Annotated in this window: 18 protein-coding genes; 7 read left to right on the top strand and 11 right to left on the bottom strand. The window is 42.2% G+C overall.

The window, feature by feature from the left end; translation table 11 throughout:
- Nucleotides 1–46: 46 nt before the first annotated feature.
- Nucleotides 47–1,081, top strand: a complete 1,035-nt coding sequence (locus tag QNI24_RS00330) for an isoaspartyl peptidase/L-asparaginase family protein (protein WP_283708419.1) — start codon at nt 47–49, stop codon at nt 1,079–1,081.
- A 79-nt stretch (nt 1,082–1,160) separates the two neighbouring features.
- Here QNI24_RS00330 and QNI24_RS00325 read toward each other — a convergent pair whose 3' ends face one another.
- Both QNI24_RS00325 and QNI24_RS00320 read right to left on the bottom strand, forming a co-directional pair.
- Nucleotides 1,161–1,568, bottom strand: a complete 408-nt coding sequence (locus tag QNI24_RS00325) for a hypothetical protein (RefSeq protein WP_267176815.1) — start codon at nt 1,566–1,568, stop codon at nt 1,161–1,163.
- Nucleotides 1,569–1,707: 139 nt separating this feature from the next.
- Complete coding sequence (locus QNI24_RS00320) at nt 1,708–2,811, bottom strand: murein hydrolase activator EnvC family protein (RefSeq protein ID WP_267176816.1); 1,104 nt, start codon at nt 2,809–2,811, stop codon at nt 1,708–1,710.
- Nucleotides 2,812–3,032: 221 nt separating this feature from the next.
- Between QNI24_RS00320 and QNI24_RS00315 the strand changes: the two genes are divergently transcribed.
- Genes QNI24_RS00315 through QNI24_RS00305 form a run of 3 tightly spaced genes read left to right on the top strand, consistent with a single transcriptional unit; the run spans nt 3,033 to nt 4,993 of the window.
- Nucleotides 3,033–3,458: a rhodanese-like domain-containing protein gene (locus QNI24_RS00315; RefSeq protein WP_267176817.1), complete on the top strand. Its 426-nt coding sequence runs from the start codon at nt 3,033–3,035 to the stop codon at nt 3,456–3,458.
- Between the two features lie 60 nt (nt 3,459–3,518).
- Nucleotides 3,519–4,004, top strand: a complete 486-nt coding sequence (secB, locus tag QNI24_RS00310; RefSeq protein WP_267176818.1) for a protein-export chaperone SecB — start codon at nt 3,519–3,521, stop codon at nt 4,002–4,004.
- Nucleotides 4,004–4,993 (top strand): NAD(P)H-dependent glycerol-3-phosphate dehydrogenase, encoded by a 990-nt coding sequence (locus QNI24_RS00305; protein ID WP_267176819.1) that lies wholly within the window; start codon nt 4,004–4,006, stop codon nt 4,991–4,993. Before secB ends, QNI24_RS00305 begins: the two co-directional genes overlap by 1 nt.
- A gap of 11 nt (nt 4,994–5,004) precedes the next feature.
- Here the strand turns inward: QNI24_RS00305 and QNI24_RS00300 are convergent, their stop codons facing one another.
- Together QNI24_RS00300 and QNI24_RS00295 are read right to left on the bottom strand one after the other, a co-directional pair.
- Nucleotides 5,005–7,026 (bottom strand): tetratricopeptide repeat-containing sulfotransferase family protein, encoded by a 2,022-nt coding sequence (locus QNI24_RS00300; protein ID WP_267176820.1) that lies wholly within the window; start codon nt 7,024–7,026, stop codon nt 5,005–5,007.
- A 39-nt stretch (nt 7,027–7,065) separates the two neighbouring features.
- Nucleotides 7,066–8,079: an SRPBCC family protein gene (locus tag QNI24_RS00295; RefSeq protein WP_267176821.1), complete on the bottom strand. Its 1,014-nt coding sequence runs from the start codon at nt 8,077–8,079 to the stop codon at nt 7,066–7,068.
- 47 nt (nt 8,080–8,126) lie between these two features.
- Here QNI24_RS00295 and QNI24_RS00290 point away from each other — a divergent pair, with 47 nt between their 5' ends.
- Nucleotides 8,127–9,554, top strand: coding sequence for a DNA recombination protein RmuC (locus QNI24_RS00290; RefSeq protein WP_267176822.1), 1,428 nt, complete (start codon nt 8,127–8,129; stop codon nt 9,552–9,554).
- A gap of 450 nt (nt 9,555–10,004) precedes the next feature.
- Here the strand turns inward: QNI24_RS00290 and QNI24_RS00285 are convergent, their stop codons facing one another.
- The 3 genes from QNI24_RS00285 to QNI24_RS00275 form a co-directional block, all read right to left on the bottom strand.
- Nucleotides 10,005–10,595 carry a hypothetical protein gene (locus tag QNI24_RS00285; RefSeq protein WP_267176823.1) on the bottom strand — a complete coding sequence of 197 codons (591 nt, stop codon included), beginning with the start codon at nt 10,593–10,595 and terminating at the stop codon, nt 10,005–10,007.
- Between the two features lie 30 nt (nt 10,596–10,625).
- Nucleotides 10,626–11,198 (bottom strand): hypothetical protein, encoded by a 573-nt coding sequence (locus tag QNI24_RS00280; protein WP_267176824.1) that lies wholly within the window; start codon nt 11,196–11,198, stop codon nt 10,626–10,628.
- Nucleotides 11,199–11,637: 439 nt separating this feature from the next.
- Nucleotides 11,638–12,507 carry a hypothetical protein gene (locus tag QNI24_RS00275; RefSeq protein WP_267176825.1) on the bottom strand — a complete coding sequence of 290 codons (870 nt, stop codon included), beginning with the start codon at nt 12,505–12,507 and terminating at the stop codon, nt 11,638–11,640.
- A gap of 271 nt (nt 12,508–12,778) precedes the next feature.
- On the opposite strand from QNI24_RS00275, the gene QNI24_RS00270 reads away from it, so the two are divergent.
- Together QNI24_RS00270 and QNI24_RS00265 are read left to right on the top strand one after the other, a co-directional pair.
- Entirely contained in the window at nt 12,779–13,087 is a 309-nt protein-coding gene (locus tag QNI24_RS00270) for a hypothetical protein (protein ID WP_267176826.1), read from the top strand.
- A 34-nt stretch (nt 13,088–13,121) separates the two neighbouring features.
- Nucleotides 13,122–13,427 (top strand): hypothetical protein, encoded by a 306-nt coding sequence (locus QNI24_RS00265; RefSeq protein ID WP_267176827.1) that lies wholly within the window; start codon nt 13,122–13,124, stop codon nt 13,425–13,427.
- A 59-nt stretch (nt 13,428–13,486) separates the two neighbouring features.
- On the opposite strand, the gene QNI24_RS00260 is transcribed toward QNI24_RS00265, so the two are convergent.
- The 4 genes from QNI24_RS00260 to QNI24_RS00245 all read right to left on the bottom strand — a co-directional run bounded on the left by QNI24_RS00260 (nt 13,487) and on the right by QNI24_RS00245 (nt 22,454).
- The gene (locus tag QNI24_RS00260; protein WP_283708418.1) at nt 13,487–16,807 is read right to left on the bottom strand and encodes a hybrid sensor histidine kinase/response regulator transcription factor; all 3,321 of its coding nucleotides are present in this window, start codon (nt 16,805–16,807) and stop codon (nt 13,487–13,489) included.
- Nucleotides 16,808–17,636: 829 nt separating this feature from the next.
- Nucleotides 17,637–17,918 carry a hypothetical protein gene (locus QNI24_RS00255; protein ID WP_267176829.1) on the bottom strand — a complete coding sequence of 94 codons (282 nt, stop codon included), beginning with the start codon at nt 17,916–17,918 and terminating at the stop codon, nt 17,637–17,639.
- Nucleotides 17,919–18,049: 131 nt separating this feature from the next.
- Nucleotides 18,050–21,205: an efflux RND transporter permease subunit gene (locus QNI24_RS00250; RefSeq protein ID WP_267176830.1), complete on the bottom strand. Its 3,156-nt coding sequence runs from the start codon at nt 21,203–21,205 to the stop codon at nt 18,050–18,052.
- A 10-nt stretch (nt 21,206–21,215) separates the two neighbouring features.
- Nucleotides 21,216–22,454 carry an efflux RND transporter periplasmic adaptor subunit gene (locus tag QNI24_RS00245; protein WP_267176831.1) on the bottom strand — a complete coding sequence of 413 codons (1,239 nt, stop codon included), beginning with the start codon at nt 22,452–22,454 and terminating at the stop codon, nt 21,216–21,218.
- Nucleotides 22,455–22,632 lie beyond the last annotated feature (178 nt).

The following is a 22,632-nucleotide window of genomic DNA, read 5'->3' as shown; positions in this document are numbered from 1 at the left end:
TTTTTTTGCTATTGTATGGGAATGTTGATAAGAATTGAGAAACTCTATGAAAATAATAATTATATTGATATGCTTATTTGCTATAAGCATGACTGGGGGTGTGGCGATGGCTGAACAAGCACAGAGCAAAAAAGACAACATCGCCATTGTTATCCACGGTGGTGCGGGTACCATCATGCGAGAGAATTTAAGTGACGAACAGGAACAGTCGATCAAAGCAGATTTACAAGCAGCACTGGATGCTGGCTATGCTGTGCTGGAGCAAGGTGGTGATTCTACCGCAGGCATCATCGCAGCGATTAAAGTGCTAGAAAACTCAACACACTTTAATGCCGGTAAAGGAGCGGTATATACCAAACCTGGAAAACATGAACTGGATGCATCTATCATGCGTGGCAGTGATTTAGAAGCTGGCGCTGTAGCCGGTGTTTCGTTCACCAAAAACCCCATTTTAGCCGCAGAGCAAGTGATGCTCAATTCGCCGCATGTGATGTTGGCAGGTTCAGGTGCTGACACTTTCTCAAAACTCAAAGGCTTGGAGCAGGTCGAGAACAACTATTTCGACACCGAAGCACGATTCAAAGCATGGCAAGAAGTCGATGCGAAAACCAAGGCAAAGCAGGCCGATCAAGCCTCAGAACAAGATGTGCTGGATGCGGAATTTAAATTTGGCACGGTGGGCGCCGTGGCAGTCGATGTCAATGGCAATTTAGCCGCTGGCACCTCAACCGGTGGCATGACTTATAAGGCTTGGGGCCGCATCGGTGATTCGCCGGTGATTGGTGCAGGTACTTATGCCGATAACCGCAGTTGTGGCATATCAGCCACAGGCCATGGCGAGTTTTTCATCAGGTATGCGGTGGCTCATGACATTTGTGCTCGGGTTCGTTACCAAGACAAGGACCTGCAACAAGCAGCCGAAGAAGTAATCATGCAAGAACTCAAAGGTGTTGGTGGTTCAGGTGGCATCATCGGTATGGACCCTGCGGGTAAGCCGGTGATGGTGTTCAACACACCTGGTATGTATCGTGGTTTCAAAACCAGTAAAGAATCCAAAGTGGCTATTTATGGTGATGAGTAAGCTGTTACTTCAGCATAAAAAAAGACTGTGAGGCATCGCTGCATCACAGTCCTATTATGGATGAATCGATGGCTGTTAGTTATTCTACTTTATAGATAACCGGCTGCCATTCTTTCGAATCACTGCTAGATGCATCAAAACCAATGTAGTAGGTTTTGCCAGACTCAACTTTTATTCTCAATTCTGTATTCCAATCTTGTAGTTGGCTGTTTCGACGTTCTTGTGGTGTCAAAAACGCTTTGGTGTATCGGGTATCGACATTGGAAGCAAAATTCAAAATATACTCACCGGCATTGAACCAGGCTGCGCTGTCTCGAACGATCACGTTTTCACCATTCACCTCAAGTAATTTCACAGGAAACATTTGCTTGGCACCACTGCTGTGATTGAAAACCAGTTTGGCCGTTGCGTCACTGGGTGATGGAAAATCAAAGCTGAAAGCACTGGCGCTGACAAGCAGCGATAAGATTAATGTTGTTTTTTTCATGTTCTGCTCCTGGTTAATAAGTGGGTTTTAAACTGTGATACCATGATACTTCTACGAAACTGAATGTAGTGTGAATTCAGTATATACAAAACAGCTGGGGTTGTTTTTTGGGAGGTGGGGCTAATGGCAAGCCAACCAACTACTTAAACCAAGGCAATGGATTGGTTGGGTCGGCGGCTTTTCTGATTTCAAAATAAACCCCGGTCGGGTCGATGTTGCCGGAGTTGCCTGCGGTGGCAATGACTTGATCGGCCTGTACCCAATCGCCCACCTCAACCAATAGACTTTCATTGTGACCATAGAGCGTCATGTAATCATCGCCATGATCAATCACTATCAATAAGCCATAACCCCTGAGCCAGTCCGCAAATGCAATGCGCCCATAGGCCGAGGCCACCACATTTTCTCCGGCTTGATTGCCGATGACCACGCCGTCCCAGCGACTGTAACCGGCTCGCAGTGAGCGGTAGGAACGAATGACTTGACCCACCAGCGGTTTGCTCAGTTGTCCTTTGAGTTGCGCAAAGGACAGGTTTTCGCCCAAATTCTCTGGCAAATCATCAAGGAATTGAGTGAGTTGTAGCAGCAGCTGATTGAGTCTTTCATTGTCTTTATTGAGCGACTCATTTTCATTGCGGTAGGTTTTAATGGTGCGGCGCAAATCATTCAAAACCAAGGCCCTTTGGCGCTTTTGGTCAAGCATGATTTGTTGTTCTGCTAGCAGCTTGTTTTGTTGTTGTTCTAAGTTGCTTTTTTGTTCGTTGATTTGTTGCTGAAAGGCCTCCAACTGAATGATTTGTTCGGCGATGCTTTTGATCAGGTCATACAGCTTGTATTGTAGGTATTTGATTTGGTGTTGGGTGATTTCAGCACTCTTGGTGGTGGCGTTCAGCAACATCATCTTCAGTATGCGGTCATGATTGATAAAAACATGCAGGCGTAATAATTCAGCCATTTGGTTTTTTTGATTACTGATGCTGGCACCTTTTTCCTCGATTTGTTGACCGAGTACTTCAATTTGTTGGCTGGCTGTTTCGATTTGTGTTTTGGTGGTGCGTATCAACTTTCTTTGCTGGTTGATTTTTTGGTCTTGTGCTTCCAGCTCTATGAGTAATTTTGACTCTTCACCTTGGGCTTGGTTCAGCTCATCTTTTAAAACTGACAGTCGTTCACGAATTTGTATGAGCTTGTCACTGATTTCTTCTTCGCTCATGCCATCCTGTGCCATGACTTGGTGGTTCATGCAACATACAAACAACAAAATTAAGTAACAACGAATGATCAACTTAAGTGGGCTCGGGGGGTTAAACAACGAGTCATGATAACAAACTCATGGCACAGAAAAAACAGTTTTAAGGGGTAAACCAGAGCAAACTCTACCATATCATTGGTTTTCAGGCTTTTTAACTTGATTTTTTGTGCTTATACCTTATATTGTCCCTTTTGAATTTTTAGGTAATAAACATGTCGCAACTGGTCGAGTTCGTTGGCAACCATCCTTTTTTGGTGTCGCTGTTTTTTATCGCATTGTTTTTATTTCTGAATGCGTTATACAAAGAACAAAGTAAAGCTTTTCAGAATGTTAGCACAGACCAAATGACGCGACTGGTGAACCAACAAAACGCTCAAGTCATCGATGTGCGTCCCAAAGAAGCTTTCAATGAAGGCCACATCGTGAACGCCATCAACGCACCCTTGGCTGATATCACTGCGGGTAAAGCCAAACTAGAGAAGCTGAAGAAAAAACCGGTTGTGGTCTATTGCCAAGTCGGTAAAAGTTCAGCGCAAGCTGGTAAGCACTTGGCTGAAGCAGGCTTCGAATCGGTGTTTAATTTACAAGGTGGTATCAACAGCTGGATCAGTGAGAAGTTGCCATTGAGCAAAGCCTAATCCAAACATTATTCAATCATTTAACGGGATCATTATCCTGCCAAAACATAGGAAGATATTATGACAGAAGAGAACAAAGTAGCTGCACAGGCAGAACAACAAGCACCAACCATGTCTTTGCAAAAAATCTACACCAAAGATGTGTCGTTTGAAGCACCTAATGCACCACAGGTTTTTAATGAGCAAGGACAGCCTGACATCAAGTTGAACATGAACCAAAAAGTCAATAAGTTGGATGAGAACAACTTTGAGGTGGCGTTGACAGCTACAGTAACTTGCACGGTTAATGAAAAGACTGCTTATTTGGTTGAAGTATGTGGCGCTGGCATCTTTGGTATGCAAAATTTTGATGATCAAGCCCTGCACCAAACTTTAGGTGTTTACTGCCCGAATGTAATCTTTCCTTATGTCAGACAACAAATCAGCGACATGGTTTTGGCTGGTGGTTTCCAACCGTTGTTGTTACAGCCAGTTAATTTCGAGCAAATGTACGCACAACAAATGCGTCAAGCACAAGAACAAGCTGCTTCAAGTACCAAGCAATAATGAAATTTGCTGTACTTGGTGCAGGTTCCTGGGGAACGGCGTTGGCGATGCAACTATCGCGCAACCACGAGACCGTTCTCTGGGGACGCAATCAAGCTGGCATGGAAGCCATGCAACAATCCAGAACCAACGAACAATACCTGCCCGGTATTGTTTTTCCAGAAAAACTCATCATAGAGACTGATCTTGATGCAGCCATAGCACAATGCGAAGCGGTCTTGGTAGTTTGTCCATCACATGCTTTTGGTGATATTTTAAGGCAAATAAAACCACTGCTTGGGGCGCGTCCATTGGCTTGGGCCAGTAAGGGTTTTGAGCCTGGAACCGGTCGATTTTTGCATGAAGTGGCTGAAGAAATCATCGGTGATGCGGTGCCAATGGCGCTGGTAACTGGACCTTCATTTGCCAAAGATGTGGCCATGGATAAACCCACCTTGGTAGCGGTTGCATCGCAGCATGAAGATTTTGCGATGGAAGTCAGCAAAGCCTTGAAGACCAATAATTTTCGCGCTTACATATCAACTGACGTGATAGGTGCTGAATTGGGTGGGGCAGTAAAAAATGTATTGGCCTTAGCCACTGGTATCGCCGATGGCATGGAGCTGGGTGATAATACCCGTGCTGCATTGATGACCCGAGGCATGGCAGAGATGATGCGCTTGGGTGAAGCCCTTGGCTGTCGTCCTGAAACCTTGATGGGTTTATCAGGTTTGGGTGATTTGGTTTTGACATCCACTGGTGATTTATCAAGAAACCGACGCATGGGATTGGCTTTAGGCCGCGGTGAATCAATAGCTGAAGCACAGGCCAACATCGGTCAAGTGGTTGAGGGCATTGGCACCACCGATGAAGTGATGCGCCTGGCCCAAAAGCACGGGGTCGATATGCCCATCACAGAGCATGTTTGGAAAGTGGTACATGGGCAAATGACCACCGTTGAGGCTTTGTCGGCACTGATGGATCGTAAGGTCAGGCCTGAATTCTCTTAATTCTCACCGAATTAATACTTAAGTGCTTTGCGGTGTTGTTCGAGTAAAGCTTTGTGTGGTTCAAAAGCTTGTCTATAATGTTGCCAACGATTGACAGATTTTTGATACAAATCTTCAGCTACCTGAGCATAACTGTTGGTGCTGACTCGCGCCCTTGAAGCCAGTCTTTTTTGGGTGTTCAACATGTCAGCCTTGTAATCAATTCCTAAAAATTGACAGGCATCTTGTGTGGTTTGCTCCGGTGAAGTCACTAAATCTTCATATTTAACAGTCATCAATTGGGTGCCCAAGTGCTCACGTATGCGGTACCACAACTGCATGCTTCGATCATAGGTATTAACGGTTTCATCGAAAGCATTGAAATGAATGAAGGTTTCATTTGGTGCGTAATTCTGCATGAAATTGCTGAGAATCACATCTGCTGGCTGTCTTGCCATGAACAGGAAACGCGCTTGAGGGAATAAATCTTTTATAAACAGCGCTTGCAGGAACCTAAAAGGCAATTTATCAATAACCAACTGCGGCTGGCCTTGATCGAGGTGTGAATCAATTTGGTCAAAATACAACGATCTGAGCACAGGCCAATCAGCCTTATTTTTAAAATCTGGCCACCAAGGGTTTTGTTTGTTTTCGGACAGGTATTTAATTACTGTCTCGATCGTTGGCATTTCTTCAATTGAAGTGACGTCATTATTGGCGCTGAGAATGGTGTCAATGAGCGTGGTTCCGGAACGAGGAAAGCCAATAAGAAAACATAAATGACTGCCCAATTCACGTTTAGCTGTATTTGGTGCATAGTCACGCGCACCAAACAGCCGAGAAAATATACCCGGTTTTGAGGGTGTTTTTATGTGATCTAATCCTGCATCAATGGTGGCCAATCTTTTATCCAGAGCATCGGGATTAAATTGTTTGTTTCTAGGGCTTTGTGCTGCCAATTGATTGGCTTGTTGATAGGAGGCGAAGGCTGCATTAAATTGACCGTCTTGATCCAATATGGTGGCTCGCTCAAACCAATATTCGACGGCTTTTCTGAATGGTAATTGGGATACTTCAATGGTATTCAAATAATCCAAGGCTTGTTCTGTATTTTTTTGTCTTCTTGCGATGCGTGCAGCATCAATCATTACAGTCGGATGTGTTGAATCTAACTGTTGGGCCTGTTGGTTGGCAGCTGCAGCCTGCTTGAGGTCATTGGTTTTTTCATACAAATTGGTCAATTCACACCATGCATCAATTTCATTGGCATCAAGACTCAAAGCATGTTTCAAACATTTAATGGCTTGTTCAGTCTCTTGCAGCTCATTAAGAAGGATGCCTTTATAGGTAAATGGCAAAGCCATTTTGGGAGCGATGTCCATGGCTTGGTCGTAACAATTTATGGCGCTTTTGAAATCACCTTTGGCGTGGTGAGCTAATCCGGCATTGACCCATGCCAAAGCATGAGTTGGATTAATTTTGATTAATTTTTTAAAAGTACTCAGCGCTTCGTCGTGTCGTTCCATGGCGGCTAATGTGACACCCAAATTAAAATAGGCCGACTGATAGCTCTTGGCTGCAGTAATGGCTTTTTGATAAAAGCCTATGGCTTCATCAAGCGCTCCAATGGCACGACGGGTATGTGCCAAGTTATGCCAGCCTTGGGCATAGTCTTCATCCAGCCTCACGGCTGATTTGAATGCTTTGCTGGCCCGTCCAGATTGTCCTGCATTCTGTAAAGCACGACCTAGATGGTTGTGAGCTGTGGCTGATTGTGGGTTGCTTTGAACGGCCATTTCAGCCAGTTGGATGGCTTGATTAAAATCATGCTTTAAAAACGCTTGAATCGATTGGCTGACCAGGCCTTCGGCACTTGCTTTTGTTGCTAACTGTTCTATGTATGGTTTGGCCAGTTCAGTTTGACCTTCACCAAGATGGTACTCTCGCAACAGACTGATGGCTTGATCAGATGAATCAGTGGCTAATAGATTGAGTGCCTCTTGAATTTCTCCAGTCCTGAAAAGTTCTTGGGCGTTATTGATGTTATCAGTCATAGGTGTCTGGTGTTTTGTTTCTGGCTGTTTTTAGGCTTTTTATTTAATCGGTTGGTAAAAATGGGTGATGATATCTGCCTCAGCGACATTTTGTGGGTCATTGACATAAACTTCCCAGAGATCACCATTGATCTGTAGTTCATTTTCAACCAAATAAGCATCCATCAAAGCGTATGATGCTTCACCTTGGTCATAGGAACCCATTTGTACGTATTTTACCGCAGTGCCTGCATAGGTTTGGCCTAACATAACATCACCGGTGTCACCCTCGATGCTGCTGATGTTTACTGGGATTGCGGCATCAAACTCCCACACATCATTTTCCCAACTGCGTGTGATGGCAATCGGTTGGCCAGCAAACTCAATGTTATTAGCAAACATGAATGTGGTAATTTCATCATAGGCCGCTTGGATAATAGGCGCCACATCTTGGTTGGTATTGGCTGAGGTGCTGACATACAGAATGCTTTGTGGTTGTACATTTTCTGTACTGAAGCCACTGAAATCATACACCGGTTGTGACTCAACCAATTGTTTGAGGTTATTCAAGCCTTTTTGGTATTCTGGCCCTAACATGTCATCCATCATCATGCCAAAATAACGACCGAGAATGTCGCCATTGAAGTCGGCATCGAAAACCCATGTCACTTCCGACTGATTACCCAGATCTTTGATCAGGTAGGTGGCGTACGAAGGTTCATCGCCTTGACCATCAAAATAGAGTTTAGTTTTGACCCGTTCATTGGGTACCGATTCGATGATGGTTTGTCTGCCGCTGCCGACTTCTTCGTTACCAGTCCAAGACATATAAGAACCAACGCCGAACTCAGGTCCTTCGTAATCGTATTTGGCCTCGGGATCTAATTTTGCCCATGGTGACCACTTGTTGAAATGATGCATTGAGTTAACTGCTTTGAATACTTTTTTAGCCGGACGATCGATGGTCACTGATCGTGAAACTTGTACTTCATCTTCTAAGAAAAAGAAGCCATAGGCATAAAAAGCAACAACCAAAAACAGCAAGGCGAAAAATAAATATTTGAAAACTCTCACGCTAAATACCCTAGGTTTTGAATGCACTAGATGATAGCATATAACGCATGAATAACCTTTTGAGTTTTGCAGAAAATTACTTGCTAGAAAGCCTGCTGGCGAGTTTGTTTTTGGGTGTTGTTTTAACCGCCCTCATGGCTTGGTTGTTGTGGCGCAAAGCCCACCAACAGATTGCAGATTTGGCCGCAGAAAAGCGCCAAGCTGTGGAACAAATGCTGAACCAACAACTGACACAAATCCAGCACGAACTGGAAAAGACAGAACAAGAAAATGAGCAGCAAGATCGCGAGTTGATGCGCTTAAATAAATTGACGGTTAAGTTGGCCGAACAACATAAATACAGCCAAGAAAAAGCCATACTCGCCGATGAGCGTCAACAAGCCCTGATCCAAGCAGAAAAACAGCTGACTGAGTTAAAGTCTGAAGTGGAGCACCAACAACAGCGGTTTTTGGAACAAACCGAGTTCATCAAAAATTCTCAAGCCACCATGTCCGATCACTTCAGTACATTAGGACAGAAAATTCTAGAAGAAAAAACCGCCAAATTCACAGACCGCAACAAAGAACAAATGAATCAAGTGGTCACGCCCTTACAGAAGCAGCTGCAAGAGTTTCAAACCCTGATCAACCGCAATGCGACTGAAGGCTTGGCGCAACAAAAGTCAATGAAATCTGAAATCGAGCGAGTTTATCAACTCAATCAGGAGCTGAATAAGAAAGCCGAGGATCTGACCAAAGCGTTGACTTCAGAGAGTAAAACCCAAGGAAATTGGGGTGAAATGGTGCTCCATCGATTGTTGGATGTGGCCGGGCTAGAAAAAGGCCGTGAATACGAAACCGAAGTGTCATTTTCAACCGATGACAACAAACGTCTGCGCCCTGATGTATTGATTCACTTACCACAAAATAAAACCATGATTGTGGATGCCAAAGTGTCACTCACCGCTTTTGAACAATACGTCAACGCAGAGACCGATACCGAACGCCAAAAACAACTGAAACAACATGTGCAAAGCATGAAAAGCCACATCGATGGCTTGACCAAAAAATCCTACCACGACATTGAACAGCTGGATTCATTGGATTTTGTGTTGATGTTTGTACCGATTGAGTCGGCCTATCTGGACGCCATAAACGCCCAACCAAACTTACTGGAAGACGCCTATAAGAAAAATGTGTTGGTGGTATCAGCCAGTAATTTATTGGCCACCTTACGCACTGTGATGGTATTGTGGCAAAACGAAAACCAAAACAAAAACGCCCAGCTCATCGCTGATCGCGCCGGTAAAATGTACGACAAACTGGTTGGTTTTGTCGAGAACCTCAATGACATCAAATTCCGCCTGAAACAAGCCGATGAAGCCTGGTATGCAGCTGAAAACAAACTTAAGAGTGGTCGCGGCAATCTGATTTCTCAAGCCGACAAATTGAAGCAATTGGGTGCCAGAAATAGCAAGTTACTTGATAAAGAATGAACAAGAATTCACTTTAAGCTTAGTTGGTTATTTGTTCGAGAAAAATATAAAAAGTAAGCTTAAGTATGTAAAAAATAATAATTGTTAATCAAGAACCTTCATTATTGTATTAAGGAATATTGATTTCAGTGAAAATAAGATTCGAATGATTGGGTTTTATATTTATATCTTTTGGACAAATACATTGTCAATAAAACAATAATACCACAAAACAAACAAACCATGAGATCTTTACATTCTTATAATTGCAATGTATTCCTATCATATTAGCCCATTCAGGTGAACCAGCTATTATATTTTGTCCTCAGATACTGTATGAATCGACTTATGGGGGTATCCACAACTGATTGATTCTCAGGTGGCTAAATTTCAAGTTTCGGATTCAGATTTGTTTGGTCTTAATTTCACAAGCCACCGTATAGAGTGGCTTGTGATAACAATATCATTTTCTTATTGAATTTCACAGAAAGTACGCATGTTGTAAACATGCCCTTGATAAACACTGTACCAAAAGTTTGCACCGTCCCAATCACCGGAGAATAATGCGCGTGCATACATGCCGACGGCATGTGCAGCGCCGGTTGTTGCAGCATCGCACGAAGATCCTCGTTTCAATCCAAGTGCCTGCTGTTCGATTTCCTCTTGCATTTGCAATAACAGATCATGATTCAATACAGCCTGGGAAGTTATCTTTTTAAGTGATTTCTCATGGTGTTGAATCAATTCAATGTGACCGTCCATCTGAATGGTTATGCCTTGTTGGTTGATAATCAATGATCCGCGATTACTGCTGATATGAAATTCAGTGTTATTTTCGCCTTTCTTTTGACTTGCAAAGCTGGTACGACTGCTTATGTTCAAGAATTCACCTGATTCAGCATCGACAAAACTGTGGTTTACAACTGTCGAGTCCTTCAGGTTTAATTGTTTTTGTTCATAACGGTTTTCAGCGACTTGATTCAGTTCAGTAGGCTTTTTGGCAGCCACTTGGAACATCACTCCAAATAGAGTGATGGTGATTAGTGTTTTGAATATATTCATTTTATTTTCCTTTTTATTTATTAAGTAGTATTAACGTATTTCGCAAAAGATTCGCATTTCTGAAATAGCCCATTGGTTTTCAAACATCCAATAATTAGCTGCACCATTGTTCCCGGCAATAACTGCTTGCATGAATTGATTCCAAGTAAAAGCGACATAAGAAGTTGCTGCAGAACATGCGCCCCTTTTTAAACTGACTGAAACTTCTTCAGTAAGCTGACGATTGACATCTGCAACCATTTGGCTGTGAACCACAGACAGGAATAATTGTAATTCTTCAGATTTTTCACCTGTTGACTTGTCATTCAGCATTTCATCTACAAGTTGAGTGGGCTTAAAAACCATGAAACCATTGTCTGAAAAGATGGACACTTCCATTTGATTGTTCTGATTTTTCGTAACTGTATCGATGCGTTTTGTGATGACCATTTGTTGACCTGAGAATTGATCTTTGTAGCTTTGTGAAAAATAAAGCGTGTCACCAGTTTGTTGCCACTGAATATCAAAACCAGTATCCGTCATTTGATGATTAAAATCAGGCTTCGCTTCAGCCAGAGTGGTTAAGGGCAGCATCATCATAAATGCCATATATAAAGTTTTCATGTTGTTCTCCATAATTGAATGATTTAATAAAATGTGATTAATACACGTCGCCTATTATCGGGATACTCAATTTTTTTAGTTATCAAAATAGGGACCATAAATATAAAAAATGACAATTCTAGATATTTTAAGTTTGAGAATGCTTTCACCATTGATACAAGCTGATAAAGACAAGGTGTTTGATTGATCAAACAGGCATACTGTCTTGAAGCCCTCTTGCAGGGAGGGAAAGTGTTTAAATTTTTTAAAGGTGAAATGTATCAGTTATAGATACATGGGCTTTCAATCAATTTGTGAAAAGGTTTGGTTGAATAATTGACGAGAACAGAAATGCTTGATCAGTTCATTTTATTGGAAAGTAACTTCAGAGCCTGAATAAAAAAACCACCAACCCTGATGGGTTGATGGCCTTGACAATTAATGTATATGTCAGATTATATTACAGTGGGTCACATTGGACTGTGTTGTTTGAAGTCCAGTAACAGTGAAGGGTGAAATTTCCACTGTCATTTTCTAAATCGGCCTGAATCCTCAATCGGCTTATCATGCTCAACCATGAAACGATATTACCACCGCCACCGCCACCAGTTACAGTAAAGGTGTTTCCTGGAAAACCGCTCAAGCCAATATCAGGAAGTGTGTTGCCATCTGAGTCAACCATTGAGTTTGGTGACTGTTTAACTTTAATCTTGAATGACCCTGTTGTCCCATCTTGAGTTGTGCCGCTAAAATCAAAAGTTACACTGCTGCTGTCATTGAAAAAAACAGTCCACTCTTTGCTATCTAGATTGCCACTTTCATCCAAAAATTTTGCCACTTTATTCGTCCAAGTGGTGAATCGTACTCCTGATTGAGAAGTGACGTAATCTTGCAAAGCCCTTAAAACCCTTTGCTGTCCGTTAAAGTTTCCAACCAAATCATGAACAGTATTAGGAAAGCCTGCTGATCCAGAACCAGGAAGTAGGTTAACAGGGATTCCTTCTTGAGTTGAATTAATGGCATCGATAATTTCAAATGCATCATTAACAAAATTTTGAGCTTGTTGGCTTGTATTCATTCTTGATGTCAAGACTTGAAATAAGCCAGGCTCAACTATTTTGTAAACATTGTATGTTGTGGCTTGTCTGGTGTATCTGTTCACAACAGTGACATGTTTATTGTTGTGATACCCTATTTTTGATCTAGCAACACGTTGCTTGTCTGATTCCGTACAACTGTAGCAAAAGCCGTAATCTTTTTCGACTGCTGAACTAGGAAGTGAAAATCCGGTCAGGATGGTCGTTAATAATAAAAAATATATGTTCTTCATGATTTCTCCAAAATTAATTATTGATAAAAATGAGTAAAAACTCATGTTGAACATTGTCTTGATCTATCAAAAAACTAGTTATCAAAATTAAGTCATTTTTTTTAACTTTCATCCCAGTATTTGATTACAAAAACTCATCAGATGGTAGCGGCTAAAAACTTGATTTTTTTGTCCTAATTTTGATAACTAATTTCAACCAACCTTTATAAACTAGGCACTGATTTCAATCACATGAAATTATTATTAATTAACCTCTAATGGAGATCGAAATATGAAAAAAATTATGACTGTTATGATGTTGCTAGTGTCTTTGGGCTTAATGGCTCAAGAACAAGGTGAAAAAAATGCCAACCTATTTGAATTTGAGATTGGACAGGTCGAATACGCCATAGACATGAATCAATTACTGGCTTTCCCAAACCCAATGGATCCACCGATTGATCCCCCAAGGTGTCTGGGAAATCTGCCTTTGTGTAATCTTGTTTTGACACTTTGGGAGATGGGCCGTACAGATATTCCTGCAGGTTGTCATAGATCTGGTGCCGTTGGTAGTGAAGTAGTTTATTGCGAGATTAAGTAAACGATTTATTGAAAATAAACAAAAGGAAAATGATATGAAAAAAATTATGATTTTATTGATGGCGACAATATCTTTAAACGCCTTGGCGACTGATTTAGACGGAGAGGCTATGAGTTTTGAGTTTGAACAGAAAGTAGTTAGTATAAACTGGTCAGAATTACTGGTCGACATTGAACTACCACCCATTGAGGTTAACTACCCTGCACCAAGCTGTTTTGGTTCAGCTAGACTTTGTAATATGTTAACTAGAATGTGGGAAATGGGTGGGCCTGGTATACCAGCTGGTTGTCACCGATCTGGTGCAGTAGGAAGTGAAGTATATTATTGTGAAATACAGTAAACCTTAATTATTCCAGTTTCACCTGTCTTTTAAAAGCAGCCTTTTTATGGCTGCTTTTTTTATTTGGCAGTTTGTTGGTAGGTTTTTGCGGTCATACCGAATTGTGCCTTGAAACACTGTGAAAAATAAGACACAGAGTTGAATCCACAATTATCAGCAACAATGCCAACTTGGTAGCCATCTTTGAGTAATTCTTTTGATTTGTTCAAGCGATACTCTCGCAGCATGTCCATCGGATTTTGGTCGATTAAGGCTTTGATTTTCCTTTGAAGTTGGCGGTCTGAAACAGCCATTTTACTGGCAATCTTGGCACGGTTCAGAATGGGATCCATGTAGTTTTCTTCAATCACCTGAATCAGTTGGTCGACAAATTCTTGGTCTTTTTTAGGCAATACCTTGGATGTTGACTTACCGGACTTAACTTCTTGTCCTGCTTTGGTTTTTAAAATATCCCTGATGGTCAGCATGTTCTCCAGCTGCACCAATAATTCATCACGATCAAATGGTTTAGCCATATAAGCATCAACATTTTCACGCCAACCTTTGATGCGACTGACTTTGTCATTCAAAGCGGTCAATAACATCAGTGGTATGTGGGAAGTCCGCTGATCAGCACGAATGACCCTGGCCACTTTGAAGCCATCCATTTCAGGCATCATCACATCACTGATGATGATGTCAGGGACTTGTTCAATTGCTGTCGCAACACCCTTCACACCGTTTTCAGCTGTAATACAGTTGTAAAATGGGCTAACAATAGAGACGATGTGTTCGCGCATGTCGTGATTGTCTTCAATCACTAATACGGTGTTTAGGTCTCTGTTTTCCACGTTATTAACTGCCACTGTCGATTCATCTTTGGCTTCTATTGATTCATTTTGTAATTGTTCGATTAAAGTGCTGATGTGTGATGATTCGATCTCAGCCACAGCTTCAGCCAGTGGTATGCGTACGATAAATTCACTACCCACCCCGAGCTCACTGCTGACTTGGATTTCGCCATTGTTGACTTTAACCACTTCCTCAACCACCGATAAACCAATACCGATGCCTTCGATTGCTTGGTGTGAATCCAGTCTTCTGAAACGTTTGAAAATGTCCTTTTGTTGTTCAGCGGTTAAACCTGCGCCGTTGTCACTGACTGACAACACCAATGAATCATCAGTGGTTTTAGAAGTAACCTCTACGTGACCACCAGACTGGGTGTACTTGATGGCATTAGAAACCAGATTACCTAAAACTGCATCAATGAACTGATCAGTGACATCGATGGTGGCTTGGTCATTGTGCTTTAAATCGAGCTTGATGTGTTTTGAATCAGCTAAATACTGAAATGACTCAACCAGTGACGCCACTTGATTTTGGGTGTTTTGGGGTGTGGTGTTGACTTGTTCTGTGTCGCTGACCCGCGCGATTTGTAGTAACTGCTCAACCAAGGAAAGTAGTCGATTGGCGCTGCGGTTGATCATCTTCAGGCTGCGGGTGTCCTCTTGATCTACTTGCTTGTTAATCAATTCTTTGATTGGCCCTAAAATTAATGTCAGGGGCGTGCGAAACTCATGTGATACATTAGAAAAGAGTTCGTTCTTTTTCACCAACAAAGACTCAACTGTCTGTTTCTGGATGTTGAGTTCTTTGGTTTTTTCTGCCACTTCTAAGCGCAATTGTTCAGCGATGGCTTTGTTGGTTTTGATTTTTCTTTGTACGTACCAATAAATTGAAAACAAAGCCAGTAATACATAGGCACTGATGGCCCACCATGTCAGCCAGGGCGGAGGAAGGACTTGTATACTTAAAGTTTTAATTTTTTGACTGAAACCCCCGTCTAAATGTGCAGCTCTTATCTTCAGTTCATAATCACCACTTGGCAAATTTGTGTATGTAGCGAAACGATTATCAGAACCAACTGTGTTCCAATCAGGATCAAATCCTTGAAGTTGATAAGAGTACGTGGTGTTTTCTGGGTCTGTGTTACTTGTAGCAGAAAAGTTAAAACTAGTTACATAGTCCAAATGAGATAACTCTAACTTTTCCAATAAATTTATATCTTTGTTAATTTCAAACCCATCATAAGACTGACCAATTTTTACTTGCTCATTGAACCGTTTTAAATGTGTCAAAACAGGTTTTAAAATATTGTTTGAGTTTTCTGATAAGTTTGAACTGAATTTAAGTAAGCCATCCCTAGTGCCAATATAAATGTTTTGTTTGCTATCGATAAAGCTTGATTTAGATACAGCTTTGAATTTTGGAACGCCATTATTTGCATTAAATAAGCTGGCTGCTTGCGAAATGTGGTTGTACTTAATAAGCCCTATGTTACTAGATAACCATACGTTTCCATTGTTATCAGCAACAACATTATTTATTTCTGAAGGTAAAATAGATTCAGGAATAAGTTGTTTAGTGATCTGATTTATTGTGTCGTGTTCAAACAACCCATAATTCATTGTTCCTATATAAATAGAGTCATTATTGTATGAAATTGCTGTTGTTTGCTGAGTGGGAAGCTGAGAGTTAATTAAGTCAGCTAAAACTAATTTTTTTGATTTGGTATTAAAAATTAATATACCGTGATTAGAAGCTAAAAAGAAATGGTCCTTGAATTTAATCGAGCCATTATGTTTGATTTTGTTTAAATTATTTTCTTTGGTTGAAATAATTTTTAATTCGATGAAATTTTTAGTCAGTATTTCGAAAAGGTATAATTCAAAGCCGCTGGCTATGAGAAGATGCTCTTCATCAACCTGCCCCAATATAGTGCTGACTCCAGATAGTTCTTTTGCTTTTATGTTACTTTTTATGGTTTTGCCATCATAGTCCAACTGGTGTAATCCAACTTCACTACCAATCCAAAAGTTTTCTTGTGAATCCACAAAAAAAGATGTTGGAACAAAACCCTCATCGTCAAAAGCAGTGGGTTTGGTTGGAATAAAATGACAAGTATTTAAATCTGTAGATGCAATGGCAATACCATCCTCGGCAGCAATAAATAATTTGTTTTCAAATTCAATAACCTCATAAATAGCAGCCGTTGTATCACAATTCAGGTTTTGCTTAAGTTTTGGAAAAGTGGGGTTGAACTTAGCCAGTAATCCGGTGAAAGTTGAGATCCAAATTTGTCCAATTTCATCTTTAAACAAAGATGTTAGTTCATTCTCAGGTATTGAGTTTTGGTCTAAAGACTTTTGATGTTGATATATTTGACCAGTTTTTTTCCTGTATTGAAAAAGACCTGTAGTGGCTGATGCAAACCAGATATCGCTTTGGTCGCTTTCTATAGACACGATAATTGATGGAATCAGACCCGGTTGAAATGGAGATAATTGTTTTTGGCCATATTCCATTAAAAACACACCAGAATCTGTGGCAACCCACATGTTATCGAAATCATCTATATGAGCATTCCATATCAGAGGTTTTGTCGCAGCATCAAAACTAATGTTCTTGAATTTTGAATTTACAGTGTCAAAAATAAAAACATCATTCAATGTAACAAGAGCTAAGCTGTCTCTGACCGACGCTATTGTTTTGATTGAATGATATTTTTTCTGAGTATTTTCTGGCAGTGAAAACCTGTTAAGGCCTGTTTCATCCAATGAAAATAAAACATCAGAATCAGCCATCCATGCTTTGTCATTGTGAAATGTCATGTGAGAAGGTGTTAAATCTTCAATGAGGCCGTTTCGATTTAATTGTAACTTTTGAATGGTGCTATAATCATAGACAAAAACCCCTTTTTCCTTGGTAAGAATCCATATGCGGTTATCAGAGGATAAACCGATATCAGTTATACCTTCTATTTTTTTTTGATCAGTATGTAAAATTTGGTTTAGATTAAGGTACTCATAGCCATCGTACCGATATAAGTTAGAGCTAGTCGCAAGCCAGATGAAACCATGTTTATCCTCTTCAAAATCAATTACTCGAGAATCATTCAGGTCTTGAAAATCATTCAGATGTTGAAAGTTATAAGTTAAGGACAGTGAATTGAATGAAATACAAATAAGGAAGCAAGTTAAATATCTCATACTCATTAAGCGAAAAAGATTGATCTAGTTTAACTCAATTTTTTTATTAGTGAAATTCAATTATCTAGTAATCCTTTTCCTCAAGCTTTAATTAAAATCTTATAAGTAAGAGTATCCAATAAAAAAGCCAAAGCTTTGAACGAAGCTCTGGCTTTTAACGTGTGGTTATCAGTTTTTATCAATACATTGGTAGGTCTTTGACTTCACAATTATGTGCACCAGGAACGTCTAGTTGGATTACGCCTTGAGCATTTTTGAATAGTTGTGGTACGTTATGAGGTGGTGAAGGGCAACTGGAATTTGGTCCAATTAAACCATAAGGATTAGGGTAGCCATCAATATAATGGATACACTCACGTACAGCTGGTGGGGGTCCTTCGTTGAGTGCCTGAGAATCATTAAAATAAAAGACAGAGCTCATTGATATGAAGATTGCAATTAAGGTTATAGATTTTTTCATGGGTTATTAATTCCTAGACGTTAAAAAAAGCGTATCATACCTCAAAATTTCACTTCTTTTACACGCTGACACCAAAAGTTAAAAAAAATGTCCTTAATTTCCTAAAAATACTGATTTATTACTCCAAAAGCTTACTCATTCATAACCGGTGCAGTGGTTCCACCTTTGCGTTGGTAACCATCAACCCTAATAAAACGGTACTTGAAACGTTCCAATATGGCATACAGTGAGGGGATCAGAATCAAGGTGATTACTGTGGCGAACAGGATGCCAAAAGCCAACGACACTGCCATGGGAATGATCACTTTGGCTTGTAAGGAGGTTTCAAACATGATCGGTAGTAAGCCAAAGAAGGTGGTCAGTGAAGTCAATAAAATGGCCCGGAAACGTTTGGCGCCTGCATGTTTAACCGCGCTGATGATGTCTATGCCTTCATTGCGTTCTTTGTTGATGTAATCGACCATCACCAGCGAGTCATTCACCACCACGCCAGTCAGCGCAATCACCCCAAAAATGGACATCATACTGAAAGTCATGCCCAGTAATAAATGACCGACAATCGCGCCGGTGATACCGAAAGGAATCACTAACATGATGATCAATGGTTGTAGGTATGATTTCAATGGAATCGCCAACAGCACATAAATCAAAATCACCGCCGATAGCATACCCACACCAAGGTTTTGCATCAACTCAGTCATCTCTTTACTCATGCCATCCAAGTCATAAGTCACTTCAGGGTATTCTGGCACGATGGGTTGGCCCATTTCAGGCATCAATTCACTAATGATGGTTTGTGGATCAGCGATGGCTTTATCAACCATGGCAGTGATTCTGGCCGCGCGTTTGCGGTTGACCCGTTCGATGGAGTTGGCGGCTTTGCCGAGGTTGATTTCGGCCACTGTGCTCAAAGGTAGTTCATCGCCTTGGGCGGTGCGAACGCGTAATTCATCCAGCGATTTCAGTGATTCACGGGTGGCTCGGTCATAGCGCAACATCACTTTCACCTCGTCATTGCCGCGTTGTAGGCGCTGGACCTCTTCGCCATAATAGGCCTGGCGTATTTGTCGCCCGATGTCGTTTTGGCTGAGGCCAAGGTTTTCCCCCAGTGGTTTGATTGAAAATTCAATCTCATCCTTGCCGGCCTCAATTGAATTACGCACGTCTGATACGCCCTCATAATCAGCCAATTTATTGGCTAAGATATCCGCCGCCAGGCGCAGTTCTTCGGTGTCGCTGCCGACCAGTTTTAAACTGACATCAGGACCTTGGCCCGGACCGGTCAATGACATGGTGCCGATGTGGGTGGCACCCGGTATTTCACCAATGTATTCGGTCCAACGCTTGAGCATTTCCTTGCCATCGATCACGGTATTTTCTTCTTTCACCAATTCCACAATGACTTTGCCAGAGACTTGAGAATCAATGAAAGAGAGGCGATGGTTATAAACCGCGCCGTTTTCCAAGCCCACAGATTCACTGACGTCTTTGTCCAAGCGCACCAGAGCTTCCTCTACCTGGTTCAAGACCTGTTCAGTGGTTTCTTGTGGGGTGCCTTGGGCCATGGCAAAATCCGCTTGCACAAAATCAGCAACAAAATCTGGCATCATCACAAAGCGCACCAAATTGTTCTGAATCAAGCCCAAACTGAGTACAAAGATTCCGACAAAGACCGTTAATGTCAGCCCGGGTCGATTGATGGCGCGACCAATGGTAGGCCTATACCAGTGGGTGATGACGTATTCAAGACCGCTGTTGACCTTGCGTTGTAGGCGCAGTAATGGGCCTGGGTTTTTGGTGCCAATGTCATCAGACTTCATGTGCGCCAAATGTGCTGGCAAGATCAGTTTTGACTCCACCAATGAAAACAGCAAGCACAAAATCACCACCCAGCCGATGGCCTCAAAAAATGAGCCGAATAAGGTCCCAACAAACAACATCGGCGCAAATGCTGCAATGGTGGTTAACACCCCGAAAGTCGCTGGTGTGGCCACCCGTTGGGCACCCACCACCACGTTTTTTAACGAGTGGCCTTTGTGTTGAATCTCAGAATAAGCGCTTTCACCAATAACAATGGCATCATCGACCACAATACCCAAGACTAAAATGAAACCAAACATGCTGAGCATGTTGATGCTGATGCCAGTCAAAGGCAAAAACATAAAGGCGCCCAAGAATGCCACCGGCAAACCCAACATCACCCAGAAAGCCACTTTCAAGCGCAAAAATAAGGTCAAAGTGAGTAACACCAAAACGGCCCCTTGCAGCATGTTGCGTTCCATCATGTCGAGGCGACCGCGCACATAGTGTGAAGTATCAGACCAACTGGCCATGGACATGTTCGGGGGCAGTTTGCTTTGCATCTCATCGACGTAGGCATTGACTTGGTCAGAAATGATCAACACCGATTCATTTTCCACTGCATTGACTTGGATGCTGATGGCTGGTTTGCCATCAAAGGTGCCAATATCAGCAGTTTCAACAAAGCCGTCTTTGATGTTTGCGATGTCTTTGAGTAACAAGCGTGAGCCATCAGGGTTGGTGCGAATGATGGTGTTAGCAAACTCCACTCCGGTGTAGGATTGTCCAACCGCGCGCAATAATACATCGCCGCGGTCGGTTTTGATAGAGCCACCTGGTAAATCAATCGATGCCGCACGCAGTGCTTGCGCAATCTCATCAAAAGTGATTTGATACTGGCGCAAGGTGTTCTCCTGCACTTCAATGGCAATTTCATAGTCTCGGCTACCAACCAAACTGGCCATCGACACATCAGGTAAATCAATCAGGTCATCGCGGACATCACGGGTGGCTTGCAACAGATTGTCTTCAGGTACGTTGCCGTAAACCGATAAAAACAGCACAGGCTGTTGGATTAGGATTTCGCTGATGATGGGCTTTTCCGCTTGTTCCGGGAATGAATTGATGCCATCGACGCGGTTTTTGATTTCGGCCATGACGTTTTTGACATCGTAATCATTGCCTATTTCGATACTGGCGTTAGCGAATCCCTCATTGGCCACGCAAGTGGTTTTATCAATGCCTTCCAAGCCGGTCACCGCGTCTTCGACCTTAACGCAAATGCCCTTTTCGACTTCATCAGGTGCAGCACCCGGATAGGCCATGGTGATTTGCACTTGGTTGACCGAGGTGGCCGGGAACATTTCTTTTTTCATTGTCCAGGCTGAATACAAACCACCGATGAGCAAACAGACCATCATTAAATTAGCGGCAACTGGATTACTGGCGAACCAGTAAATGATGCCTTGATCCCATTGTTTTTTCATGACAAGCCCCTCACAACTCAGTCTCTGCCGTCAGTTGCTCATGCAACACTGCACCCACGGTTTCGCTGGCTGCTTGATTGGCTTTATCATCTTCGGTTGTTGTCTTGCGCCGCAGCAACATGCCGTTTTCAGGTGCTTGAATCGGCGTGGTGATGACCTGGTCGCTGGTACTGAGGCCTTGGTTGACGTAGAAATAAGTATCGGTTTTATGAAAAACATCCAAGGATTTTATTGTCAACTTATCATCAGCATAAATCGCCACTTGGTCATTGGGCATCATCCATGCCGAGGGGATGGCGTAAACGTCTTGGTAAGTCGATCCTGTGATTTCAGCTTGGAGGAAGGTGTTGAATAAAATGTTTTCTGCAAATGGCTGATTGATTTCTGCCACCGCATAATTCATCAAAGTGCGGCTGTCTTTTTGTGCCTCTAAACGTTTGATGGTGCCTTGGATTTGTTGGCCTGTATCGTCGCTGAAAACCACCGAGAGTGGTTGCTCAGTTAAGTCACGGTTTTTCAAATTCAATTTACTGATGTCCGAATTGCTCAACGGTAAACGCACTTCACCCACTTCGGTACCAGCCAGCATACCCAGCTGACCAGATAAACCAACATACTGCCCCAAGTCCACAGCCTTACTAAGTACGGTACCAGCAAAAGGTGCTTTGATTTCGGTTTTTTCTAAATCACGGCGCGCTTTCATCAAATCTGCCTGAGCGGCTTTCAAACTGGCTTTGGCGCCGGCCAATTGTGGTTTATTCAGCAGTAAATCACTGGGCTGGCCTTTTTTACCAAAAGAGTCCCAATCTTTCTGCGCTTGATCAGATTTGGCCTGTTCCAAATCCAGTGCTGCTTGGGCGCTGGCTAAATTGGCCTCGGCCCTGGCCACTGCGACGCGGTAATCGGCAGGATCCAAAGTGACCAAAACATCGCCTGCATCAAAGCGACCACCGGCGGTAAAAGCTGGACTCATTGTTAACACTTTACCACTGATTTCGGTTAACAGCGCGATTTGTCGTTTGGCGTGTAAAGTGCCTTGTGATGAGATGGTCAAGGTCAAATCTGTCGGCTCTAAGCTATGGGTCTCAACCAAAAATCCTTGCGGCTGCTCGGGCAGTTTAGCTGGTTCGGTTTTCATCGAGGCCATAAATTGAAGGAGCAGAAAAACAACTGCTAAAACAACCAAGACAGGCAATATTCGTCTCAGCAGTGATGTATTTTGTTCTTGTTGGTGACTGATTTTTTCCATGGCTTATCCCAGGTTTGTTGTGGTCTTTATCTGTCAGCAAGCCCCCGAGTGCTGGACAGATGTTGTGCTTCTTTTAATGCCATTTTACTCTTATGCCTGTGAATATAAAATAGCACATTAGGGCTATTTTTCTAGGACTTTTCATGCAGCTTTGATGCATGTTCCTGTAAATTAATGA

Origin of the sequence: Marinicella marina, from assembly GCF_030065545.1 — a bacterium.
Classification (GTDB): Bacteria; Pseudomonadota; Gammaproteobacteria; order Xanthomonadales; family Marinicellaceae; genus Marinicella; species Marinicella marina.
Note: the sequence above shows the minus strand (reverse complement) of the source record. Positions and strands in the feature narration are given on the sequence as shown.